Annotated in this window: 9 protein-coding genes; 2 read left to right on the forward strand and 7 right to left on the reverse strand. The window is 58.2% G+C overall.

The window, feature by feature from the left end:
• Window positions 1-253: 253 nt before the first annotated feature.
• The 7 genes from gyrA to dnaA all read right to left on the reverse strand — a co-directional run bounded on the left by gyrA (window position 254) and on the right by dnaA (window position 9,922).
• On the reverse strand, window positions 254-2,824 hold the full coding sequence (gene gyrA / locus H6B10_RS09295; protein ID WP_204651349.1) for a DNA gyrase subunit A: 2,571 nt from the start codon (window positions 2,822-2,824) through the stop codon (window positions 254-256).
• Window positions 2,825-3,223: 399 nt separating this feature from the next.
• Window positions 3,224-5,212 carry a DNA topoisomerase (ATP-hydrolyzing) subunit B gene (gyrB, locus tag H6B10_RS09300; RefSeq protein ID WP_207751602.1) on the reverse strand — a complete coding sequence of 663 codons (1,989 nt, stop codon included), beginning with the start codon at window positions 5,210-5,212 and terminating at the stop codon, window positions 3,224-3,226.
• 105 nt (window positions 5,213-5,317) lie between these two features.
• Window positions 5,318-5,578, reverse strand: a complete 261-nt coding sequence (remB, locus tag H6B10_RS09305; protein WP_204651350.1) for an extracellular matrix regulator RemB — start codon at window positions 5,576-5,578, stop codon at window positions 5,318-5,320.
• A 48-nt stretch (window positions 5,579-5,626) separates the two neighbouring features.
• On the reverse strand, window positions 5,627-6,730 hold the full coding sequence (recF, locus tag H6B10_RS09310) for a DNA replication/repair protein RecF (RefSeq protein ID WP_204651351.1): 1,104 nt from the start codon (window positions 6,728-6,730) through the stop codon (window positions 5,627-5,629).
• The gene (locus H6B10_RS09315; RefSeq protein ID WP_204651352.1) at window positions 6,730-6,945 is read right to left on the reverse strand and encodes an RNA-binding S4 domain-containing protein; all 216 of its coding nucleotides are present in this window, start codon (window positions 6,943-6,945) and stop codon (window positions 6,730-6,732) included. The genes recF and H6B10_RS09315 overlap by 1 nt, the downstream gene beginning before the upstream one ends.
• Before the next feature lie 4 nt (window positions 6,946-6,949).
• Window positions 6,950-8,059, reverse strand: a complete 1,110-nt coding sequence (gene dnaN / locus H6B10_RS09320) for a DNA polymerase III subunit beta (protein WP_204651353.1) — start codon at window positions 8,057-8,059, stop codon at window positions 6,950-6,952.
• 552 nt (window positions 8,060-8,611) lie between these two features.
• Complete coding sequence (gene dnaA / locus H6B10_RS09325; RefSeq protein ID WP_204651354.1) at window positions 8,612-9,922, reverse strand: chromosomal replication initiator protein DnaA; 1,311 nt, start codon at window positions 9,920-9,922, stop codon at window positions 8,612-8,614.
• Window positions 9,923-10,261: 339 nt separating this feature from the next.
• Here dnaA and rpmH point away from each other — a divergent pair, with 339 nt between their 5' ends.
• Complete coding sequence (gene rpmH / locus H6B10_RS09330) at window positions 10,262-10,396, forward strand: 50S ribosomal protein L34 (protein ID WP_204651355.1); 135 nt, start codon at window positions 10,262-10,264, stop codon at window positions 10,394-10,396.
• A 148-nt stretch (window positions 10,397-10,544) separates the two neighbouring features.
• On the forward strand, window positions 10,545-10,863 hold a 319-nt coding region (gene rnpA, locus H6B10_RS09335; protein ID WP_204651356.1), incomplete at its 3' end, for a ribonuclease P protein component.

Here is a 10,863-nt window from a genome sequence, read left to right on the forward strand (position 1 = left end):
GATGCTGGCGGCCCTGGTGTTTGCTACCCTGGTGGGCCTGATCTCGGGTATTCTGCCCGCCAATAACGCTGTAAAAATCAGCGCCCTGGAAGCCATCCGCCACGACTGATGCAGTCTCTTGTCGTTCCTTCTTTGCAAAGAAGGAACCGAAGAAATTCCAATTAAAAATCCCCGACAGGATATATCCTGTCGGGGATTTTTGTTTAGAGTTCTTTTGGTTCTTTTCTTGCAAGAAAAGAACAGCAAGACTGCATCACTCGTCGTCCGGCACGTCTGCGGCTTCGTCAGCCCGTTCGGCGGCTTCAATGGCAGCCAGTTCCTCGGCGGTAGGTTCCGCGTCCTCCGACGCATCCGCTTCCACCTTGGCGGTCTCGGCGTTGTTGTCCCGGTCCACGCGGGCCACCATGGCGACCTTGTCGCCCTCGGCCAGCCGCATGACCCGCACACCGCTGCCGTAGCGGCTCTGCACATTGATATCCGATGCATGGATGCGGATGAGGATACCGTTGGCGCTGATCAGGATCAGGTCATCGGTTTCGTCCACGATCTTGATGCCCGCAACGCCGCCCTTGGCATAGTTGCGGATACCCAGACCGCCGCGCTTGGTAATGCGGTAATCGTCAATGCGGCTGCGGCGTCCCTTGCCGTCCTCGGTGATGGTCAGCACCGTGGCACCCGGGCGGCAGACACCGGCGCCGATGACGTAGTCACCCTCCCGCAGCTTGATGACCCGCACACCGTGGCCGGTACGGCCCATGGCGCGGGCGCCGGACTCCGTAAAGTGGATGGCGGCACCATCGTGGGTGGCCACGATGATCTCATCGTCGCCGCCGGTCAGGTGGCTCCATACCAGGGCGTCGCCCTCGTTCAGGCCGATGGCGATGAGGCCCGCCTTGCGGATGTTCCGGAACTGAGAAAGGGGCGTGCGCTTGATCAGGCCCTGACGGGTCACCATGGTCAGGTAGGTGTTGTCCTCGTCCGCCTTGGCGCTCTGCTGCAGCATCAGGGTCACCTTTTCGCCCTCCTGCAGCTGCAGCAGGTTCACAATATGGCTGCCCTTGGCGGTGCGGCTGCCTTCCGGTACCTGATAGCCCTTCAGGCGGTAGACACGGCCCTGGTCGGTCATGAACAGCATATAGTCATGGGTGGAACCCACGAACAGCTCCTCGGTGAAGTCGTCGTCCTTTTGGGTCATGCCCTGCACGCCGCGTCCGCCGCGGTTCTGGGCCTGGTAGGTGTCCAGCGCGGTGCGCTTGATGTACCCCTCATGGGTCAGGGTAAAGACGCAGGTTTCCTCGGGGATCAGGTCCTCGATGTCCACTTCGCCGGAAACAGCCTCAATGGAGGTGCGGCGCTCGTCGCCGTACTTGTCGGCCAGCGTCTGCAGGTCGGTCTTGACGATGCGTTTCACGTGCTCGTCGTTGGCCAGAATATCCTTGTAATCGGCAATGGCAGCCTGCAGTTCGCCCAATTCCTGCTCGATCTTGAGGATTTCCAGACCGGCCAGACGGCCCAACTGCAGCTTGACGATGGCATCGGCCTGGGGTTCGTCAAAGTCGAACCGGTCCATGACCGCCTGACGGGCTTCCGCAAAGCCGCCCTTGCAGGCGCGGATGGTGGCGATGATCTCGTCCACGATGTCCACGGCCTTGCGCAGACCTTCCAGAATGTGTTCCCGTTCCTGGGCTTTCTTCAGGTCAAAGGCGGTGCGGCGGCGGATAACTTCCATCTGGAACTCCACATAGCGTTCCATGACGGTTTTCAGGCTCATGATCTTGGGCACGCCGTCGTCCAGCGCCAGCATGATGACGCCCACGGTGTCCTGCAGCTGGGTATAGCGGTACAGCTGGTTGAGCACCACCTGGGGGTTGGCGTCCTTCTTGATTTCAATGACGATCTTCATACCGGTACGGCTGGAAGATTCGTCGTTCAGGTCGGAGATACCCTCGATGCGCTTGTCCTTGACCAGATCGGCAATGGACTCGATGAGGCGGGTCTTGTTGACCATGTAGGGGATCTCGGTAATCAGGATCTCATACCGGCCGTTTTTCTTCTCCACGATCTCGGCACGGCCGCGCAGGGTGATCTTGCCGCGGCCGGTGGCGTAGGCCGCCCGGATGCCCGACCGGCCCATGATGATGCCGCCGGTGGGGAAGTCGGGGCCTTTGACGTATTCCATCAGGCCCGCCAGGTCGATGTCGGGGTTGTCCATCAGGGCGGACATACCGGCCACTACTTCCCGCAGGTTGTGGGGCGGGATGTTGGTGGCCATGCCCACGGCAATGCCCTGGCTGCCGTTCACCAGCAGGTTGGGGAACCGGCTGGGCAGCACATGGGGTTCTTTTTTGGTTTCGTCAAAGTTGGGGTCCCAGTCAATGGTGTCCTTCTCGATGTCGGTGAGCATCTCACAGGCGATCTTGGACATGCGGGCCTCGGTATAACGGTAGGCAGCCGGGGGGTCACCGTCCACGGAACCAAAGTTACCCTGGCCGTCTACCAGCGGATACCGCAGGCTGAAATCCTGGGCCAGGCGAACCATGGCGTCGTATACGGATGCGTCGCCGTGGGGATGGTAGGAACCCAGCACGGCACCCACGGTGTCGGCGGATTTGCGGTAGGGATGCTGGGGATCGTTGCCGCGCTCATGCATGGTATAGAGGATGCGGCGATGGACGGGTTTCAGGCCGTCCCGCACATCGGGCAGCGCGCGGGAGACAATGACCGACATGGAATAGTCCAGGAAGGCCGTTTCGATCTCCTTTTTCACATCGCGCTCAATGACCTTGGTGCCGGACCCCGGCACCATAATGATATTTTCTTCCATTCAGTACCACCTTGGGATCAGAGTAGATAAAACGTAAGAACGTGAAACAGCAGGGCAGACCCGCCCGCTAAGGCGGGCGGTGTTTCAGAACGGGAGCCCGGATGAGCTCTCACGGCAGGCACGGGTGGGGAACGGGGTCACGCAGAACCGTTCAGGGTCCACGGTGTTGGAGTCTCGGGCGACCACATCGGAGCCCCGGGGTTTCTTAAGGGGCCCGCAGGCCCCTTGAGCCGTGCCCCGCGCCTCGGAACTAGCGGCGACTTTTTCGGTTCCTTTTTGGTCGCTCAAAAAGGAACAGGGAAAGGTCGCGCCGATGTTCTGTGCTGCAAAGTGTTTTTCTTTGTTCCTTCTTTGCAAAGAAGGAACCGAAGAAACTCCAAACGTGCCCCCGTTGATTTTTCACACGTCGAGGTTGGCAAACTTGGCGTTCTTGACGATGAACTGGCGGCGGGGTTCCACCTGCTCGCCCATCAGGATGCTGAAAGCCTCGTCGGCCCGTTCGGCGTCCTCGATCTTGATCTGGACGATGACCCGGTTATCGGGGTTCATGGTGGTCTCCCACAGCTGGTCGGGGTTCATTTCGCCCAAGCCTTTGTAGCGGCTCACCTTGGCGCCCGGCATCTCGGCCGAAAGCACCTTCATTTCGTCGTCGTTGTAGGCATATTTGACGGTCTGGCCTTTTTGCAGCTTGAACAGCGGCGGCTGGGCCACATACACATACCCGTGCTCGATCAGCGGCCGCATATAGCGGAAGAAGAAGGTCAGCATCAGGGTACAGATGTGGGAGCCGTCCACGTCGGCATCGGCCATGATAAAGATCTTATGGTACCGTACCTTGGAAATATCAAATTCGTCCCCGATACCGGTGCCCAGGGCCGTGACCACCGGCATCAGTTTGTCGTTGCCATAGATGCGGTCGGCGCGGGCCTTCTCCACGTTGAGCATCTTGCCCCACAAGGGCAGGATGGCCTGGATGTTGGAATCCCGGCCCATCTTGGCGGAACCACCTGCAGAGTCACCCTCCACAATGAACAGTTCGGTCTTGCTGGGGTCTTTTTCGTGGCAGTCGGCCAGCTTGCCGGGCATCCGGTTGGATTCCAGGGCGCTCTTGCGGCGCACCAGTTCCCGGGCCTTTTTGGCCGCGGCGCGGGCACGGGCCGCCTGGGTGGCCTTTTCCAGAATGGCCTTGGCGGCGGCGGGGTTCTCCTCAAAATACTCGCTCAGGGCCTTGTAGACCACGTTGCTGACCAGGCCCTTGATAAAGGTGTTGCCCAGCTTGGCTTTGGTCTGGCCCTCGAACTGGGCTTCCTGCAGTTTGACGCTGATGACCGCAATGATGCCTTCCCGGGCGTCCGGGCCGGACAGGTTCTCGTCCTTGTCCTTCAGGATGCCCTTGGCGCGGCCGTACTCGTTCAGCACACGGGTCAGGGCCAGCTTGAAGCCCTCCTCATGGGTGCCGCCTTCCGGCGTATGGACGTTATTGGCAAAGCTGAGCATCAGCTCGTTGTAGCTGTTGTCGTAGTATTGCAGGGCCACTTCCGCCACGGCGCCCTGGCCCTCGCCCTTCATATACATGACCTGGGGGGTCAGGGGAGTCAGGTCCCGGCGCTCGCACAGGTAGCTGACAAAGGAACGGATACCGCCCTCGTAGCACATGGTTTCGGTGCGGGCGTCGTTGTCGGCGCCCTGCTCGTCGCTGGGACGGTCGCTGTCGGGGCGCTCATCACTGAGGGTGATGCGCACACCGGCGTTCAGGAAGGCTTCCTCCCGCAGACGCTTGAGCAGCGTTTCGTAGCGGTAGAGGGTGGTTTCCTGGAACATCTCCGGGTCCGGCTTGAAGGTGACGGTGGTGCCGGTGGAAGCTGCGGGACCGATTTTTTTCAAATCGCCGTCCGGCTTGCCCCGCTTGAAGCTCTGCTCATACTCGGCGCCGTCCCGGCGTACCCGGACCACCAGCCATTCGGACAGGGCGTTTACCACCGAAGCGCCTACGCCGTGCAGGCCGCCGGCCACCTTGTAGCCGGAATCCTCGCCGCCGAACTTGCCGCCGGCGTGGAGCACGGTGTATACGACGGTGACGGCCGGAATGCCCAGCTTGGGCTGGATGTCCACGGGAATGCCGCGGCCGTTGTCCGATACTTCGATGATGTTGCCCGGCTTGATGGTAACTTCGATATGGGTGCAGTACCCGGCCAGGGCTTCGTCGATGGAGTTGTCTACGATCTCGTACACCAGGTGGTGCAGGCCCGAGGGACCGGTGGAACCGATATACATGCCCGGGCGCTTGCGCACAGCCTCCAGACCTTCCAGAACCTGGATCTGCGCGCCGCCATAGGCATGGTCGGTGGCCGTCTCGCGGTTGGATTCGGTGATGATTTCGTCTGCCATGAAGTGATTGCCTCCTGTTTGGATGAGGGGTTGGAATCTATTCTAAAATGAAAGAAAATTGCAATGGAAAAAGGGTTGCCTTCCGGGCCAATGCCCCGGAGCGGGTCACCACTCTGCCTTTTCGGCGCGTTTTTTCAGCGCGGCGGGGGAGAGGGGACTCAGATACACCGTTTCGTCGGGGAAATCGGTGACAATAAAGCTTTTGGGCAAGGTGCCCATGGCGCACAGGTCTACCACGGCGCCCTCCGATTCGGCGGTATGGAAATATTCCTCGGTGCGGCGGGACGCCCCTGCGGTGTCCAGATCGAACACCCCCAGCACGTCCCGGGTGTTCAGCACAAAGTCCTGCCCGGCATGAAAGTACATGGTGGCCTCCTTTTGTTCCTTTTTTGCAAAAAAGGAACCGAAGAAACACTAATCGATGGGGCTTTCCGAAGCCTGCCCACCTTTGACATAGACAATTTTGCCGTTGGTGCGCGCAAAAGCGGCGGTATCGCAGGTGGTCACGATGGTCTGGTGTTCCCCCATGCGGGTGAGCAGGTAGGTCTGCCGGTCATCGTCCAGTTCGCTGAGCACATCGTCCAGCAAAAGCACCGGGTGCTCGCCGAAAAACTCGCCCACCACGGTGGCTTCCGCCAGTTTCATGGCCAGCACACAGCTGCGCTGCTGGCCCTGGCTGCCATAAATGCGGGCGGGCTGGCCGTCCAGCTGCAGGTCCAGGTCTTCCCGGTGGGGACCGGTCAGGCAGAACCCTGCCCGCAGTTCGCTGCCGCGCACCGCCGCCAGCTTCTCGGCCAGGGCTTCCACGGTGGGGGTTTCGGCGCAGCACTGGTACCGCAAAGAAAACCCCTCGGCCCCATGGGAAATTTCGGCATAGTTCTTTGCCGCCGCAGGGGCCAGGGCATCTACAAATTTTTGCCGGTGGGCCATGATCTGCCCGCCGTATTGGGCCAGCTGCTCGTTGTATGCATCCAGCAGCAGGGCGCCGTTTGGCGTAATATCGTAACTTTTTAAGAGGGCATTTTTCTGGGCCACCAGCCGCATATACCGCCGCAGGGCCACCAGATAGGGCCGGAACACCTGGCACAGCGCCGAGTCCAGAAACCGGCGCCGTCCTTCCGGCCCGCCTTTGACCAACGCCAGCAGGTCCGGCTCAAACACCACCGCCTGAAAATTGCCCGCCAAAGCGGCGGCCCGACCCTGGTCCACCCCGTTCAGTTTGGCGGTGCGGCCCGGGCGCTGGCTGCCTTTGGCACCCACCGTCAGCCGGATGGTCTTTTCGGCGCCGTCGGTCTCAAAAGCACCTTCCAGCACCGAAAATTCACACCCGCGGCGGATCAGCTCGGCATCCTTGGCGCCCCGGAAACTTTTGCCGCCGGTCAGCAGCCAGACCGCTTCCAGCAGGTTGGTCTTGCCCTGGCCGTTGGGCCCGCACAGCACCGTCAGGTGGGGGTCAGGGTCCAGCACCGCGTGGGCAATGTTGCGGTGATCGGTCAGTTCCAGATGCGTTAACCGCATCACGCACCCTCCGCGATCTGTACGGTGCGGCCGTCCAGTTCCACGGTGTCACCGGCGCGGCATTTCTTGCCCCGCATGGTGCATACCTCGCCATTGACCTTGACGGCGCCGCCCTGGATCAGTTCCTTGGCTTCGCCGCCCGTTTCGCACAGGCCGGCAAATTTCAAAAGGGCGTCCAGCTTGATGAATTCGGTATGAATACGAATTTTCTCCATAACATCAGCCCTCGTTCTTGAAACGGACCGGCAGTACCAGATAAATGAAGTCCTTGCCGTCCTCGGGCAGGATCTTCACGGGGCTCAGGGGGCCGTTGATCTCCAGCACCATTCGCTCGCACTTGGAATAGCGCATGGCGTCCAGCAGGTACCGGTTATTGAAACCGATCTCCACGGGGTCGCCGGTCATTTCTACCGGGGCGAACTCGTCCACTACCTTGCCCAGAGGGGTCTGGCAGCGCACCGTGACCTTGTCCTCGCCAAAAGTGATGCGCAGGGGGTTCTTCAGCCGTTCGGTAATAATGAGGGAAGCGCGCTCAATGGTATTGATGAAGGTTTTGCAGTCCACCGTGACCCGGGTGCGCTTGTCCTTGGGGATCACGCTCTCGTAATTGAGGAAGTCGCCCTCGATCAGGCGGCTCATGATGGTGTAGCCGTTGGTGGTGAACACCACGTACCGGCGGTTGGCGTCGATCTTGACGGGGTCATCCGGTCCGCCCATGATCTTGAGCAGTTCCTGCAGGGTTTTGGCGGGAATAATGATGCGGATGTCGCGGGTGCACTCCACATCCCGCTGGATGATGGCCAGCCGGTAGCCGTCCAGTGCCACAATGGTCAGGCTGCCCGGCTCAATGACGAACAGTTCGCCGGTGTGGGCGGGTTTCTTGTCGTCCTGGCTGACGGCGTAGATGGTTTTTTCGATCAGTTCCCGCATCATGCTGGTGGGGATGGTCATGGTGTTGTCGGCACCGGTCACCGGCAGGCTGGGATAATCGGAAGCGTTCAGCGCGGGGATCTCAAATTCCGCCACGCCGCCGCTGATGATAGCCTGGCCTTCGTCGGTCAGTTCGATGCGCACATCGCCGGCGGGCATACGGCTGACCATGGAAAGGAGCAGTTTCGCCTCCAGTACCGTTTCACCCGGTACCAGAACGTTGCACTCGATGGTGGTGGTGATGCCCATTTCCATATCGTAGCCGGTGAGCGTCAGGTTGAAACCTTCGGCTTTCAGGTAGATGCCTTCCAGCACCGGAATCGCGGAACGGTTGGTAATGGCGCGGGAAACGCCTTCGATTGCCGATGCCAAAAGGGATTTTTCGCATTCAAATTTCATGGCAGGTCCTTTCTCGGTCTTTGTTTAGCTGAAAGACCCGGCTTTTGTAAGGTGATGAAGTCGCTTCCGTTTTGTTTTCCACAGATTCGGCACTATTTTGGGGAGAAAACCCGAAGCTGAATCGTGTTTTGGAAGCAGAAACTATTAACTATTCTCGTAGTAGTAGTAGGGGGTGTTAAAACCGTGGAAAAGTCCGGGAATGTTGATAGCGGCGCGGAAAACGGCCGTGGAGTTTTTCTCAACCGATTGTGTAGAAAACGGTTGAAAACCTTGAAAACACAAGTTTTTCACCGCAGTTCTTGAAAACCGCCTGTTGAAAAGGGAAAACTTTGTGGATAACTTTCGGGCGCGGAGGTTCTTTCTTTACAAAGAAAGAACCAAAGAAATTCCAACCAAAATCGAACGAGGTTCGATTTTTATAGAAAAGTAAGGGTCATCCCAACAATGGGAAACTTCTGAAATTTCCGGGAAGTCCGAAGCAGAAAAGGGGCAGCCCCATTCCTGGGATAAAAAGGTGAAAGTTCTTTGCCTACTTTCTTTCAAGAAAGTAGGTTAGGTTCTTACATTCTTCATAATATCGCTGCACATTTCTTTCAGGTGCTGGTCCTTGGTGATGTTCTCGGCCATGGTTTTGATGGAATACACCACCGTGGAATGGTCGCGCTGGAATTCCTGACCGATGGCTTCCATGCTCATGCCGGTCACTTCCCGGATGATATACATGGTCATCTGTCGGGCCGCGCTGACGTTGGCGTTGCGCTTTTTGCCCCGGATATCCGCCGGCATTACATTGTAGGTGCGCGCCACCTCGTTGAGGATCTTCTCGATGGTCACCGGGATGGGCTGGCTGTCGTTCAGGGTATCCTTGATGGCGGTGGTGGTCACCCCGATGCAGGGGGCGATGCCTTCCAGCATATAGTAGGCGTTGAGCTTTTTCACCGCGCCTTCCAGCTGACGGATGTTCTGCTTCAGATGATTGGCGATGTATTCCGCCACGTCATCGGGCAGGTCCAGGTTCAACAGTTCCGCCTTGCGCTTGACGATGGCCACGCGGGTCTCGAAATCCGGCGGCTGGATGTCGGCGGTCAGGCCCCACTCAAACCGGGTGCGCAGACGCTCTTCCAGACTCTTGATTTCCTTGGCGGGACGGTCCGACGCGATGACGATCTGCCGGCCGTCGTTGTGCAGGGTGTTGAAAGTATGGAAAAATTCTTCCTGGGTACTTTCCTTGCCCGCCAGGAACTGGATATCGTCGATGAGCAGCACGTCCGCCTGCCGGTACTTCTGCCGGAACTGTTCCGTGGTGGCCGTCTTGACCGCCGTGATGATCTCGTTGGTGAACATTTCACAGTCCACATAGACGATGTTGAAATCCGGATGGTTCTTTTTGATTTCCACCTGGATGGCGTTGAGCAGGTGCGTTTTGCCCAGACCCGACGGTCCGTAAATGAACAGCGGGTTATACGCCCCCGAAGGATTGGCCGCTACCGCCTGGGCTGCCGCGTAGGCAAACTGGTTGGACGGGCCTTTGATGAAGTTCTCGAAGGTGAAATCATACCGGCCGCTGGGCAGCGTTTTTTCGTCCAGCTTGGGTTTTTCGGGTTCTTCCTCTTTTTTCGGGGTGACGAACACAAGATCAACATCAAAACCCAGCACCGATTTGAAGGCGTCTTTCAACATCGCCGTGTACCGGTCCGATACAATGCCCAGAATGAAGGCATTGCGGATCTCCAGCGTGATGGTGTTGGAGTTCTCAAAGCTGACGGCTTTGATGTCGCTGATGTAGTATTGATAGGTTGCCTCGGCAGTATGTTCACGGCAATAGGCTTTCGCCGCGTCCAATACGTCGTTGATGGAATCCATGGCTTTCGATACTCCCCACTTCCTGTTAAAAATCGCGCCCTTTCCACAAGGGCGCAAAAACACTACATACAGTATACCACAAAACAAGGTTCAAAACAACACCCTATTATAATAAAGTAGGGAAATTTTTTATCCGGGGCGGTTCACCACCCGGACACTAAATATGGTGGGTATGGATTTTGGGGGCCACAACTGTACGTTCTTGCGAAAAAAACTGTGCAAAACTATTGACAAAGGGTGGCGTTATCGCGTATAATCTAAGACTGCAAGGCTGCCCCTGTATGGGCAAAGCCCTGAAACAAACCGCCCATACCGGGAATTCAACAGGAGGAATGAAAAATGAAGCGTACTTTCCAGCCCAAGAAGCGTCAGCGCAGCCGCGTGCATGGTTTCCTGCAGCGCATGGCCACCAAGAACGGCCGCAAAGTTCTGGCTCGTCGCCGTGCCAAGGGCCGCAAGAGCCTGACGGTCTGATCTTTGGAAAATGATGAAGTAAAGGGTTGCTGATGATCGATCAGCAGCCCTTTTTTCAAAACTGGCGTTTTCGATGTGCCGCCATCTTCGGCGCATGTCCGCCGACGGCGACGGATTATGATTTTTTGCGTTTTTTGGAGTTTTGCCCATGCGTTACCGCACTTTGAATAAAAACTGGCAGTATAACCGCGTGTACGGCCGCGGCAAAAGCTACGTGCACCCCCATGTGGTGCTGTACGTGGCAAAAAACCGCGTGGGCTATACCCGCATTGGGCTTACTGCCACCAAAAAGGTGGGCCATGCCATCCAGCGCAACCGCGCCCGTCGTGTAATGCGCGCCGCTTTGAGCGAACACCTCTCGCAAAATATCGGCGGGTATGATATAATACTGGTAGCCCGCGGTCAGACCCCGCACCTGAAAAGCACCCAGCTGAGCAAAACACTGGGTAAGCTGTTTGCAAAAGCCG

Source organism: Gemmiger formicilis (genome assembly GCF_016901605.1).
Taxonomy (GTDB): Bacteria; Bacillota; Clostridia; order Oscillospirales; family Ruminococcaceae; genus Gemmiger; species Gemmiger formicilis_B.

Coding starts and splice junctions, on each gene's coding strand:
- gyrA (WP_204651349.1), bottom strand. CDS start 2,824: ATGGAAGAAAATATCATTATGGTGCCGGGGTCCGGCACCAAGGTCATT.
- gyrB (WP_207751602.1), bottom strand. CDS start 5,212: ATGGCAGACGAAATCATCACCGAATCCAACCGCGAGACGGCCACCGAC.
- remB (WP_204651350.1), bottom strand. CDS start 5,578: ATGTACTTTCATGCCGGGCAGGACTTTGTGCTGAACACCCGGGACGTG.
- recF (WP_204651351.1), bottom strand. CDS start 6,730: ATGCGGTTAACGCATCTGGAACTGACCGATCACCGCAACATTGCCCAC.
- H6B10_RS09315 (WP_204651352.1), bottom strand. CDS start 6,945: ATGGAGAAAATTCGTATTCATACCGAATTCATCAAGCTGGACGCCCTT.
- dnaN (WP_204651353.1), bottom strand. CDS start 8,059: ATGAAATTTGAATGCGAAAAATCCCTTTTGGCATCGGCAATCGAAGGC.
- dnaA (WP_204651354.1), bottom strand. CDS start 9,922: ATGGATTCCATCAACGACGTATTGGACGCGGCGAAAGCCTATTGCCGT.
- rpmH (WP_204651355.1), top strand. CDS start 10,262: ATGAAGCGTACTTTCCAGCCCAAGAAGCGTCAGCGCAGCCGCGTGCAT.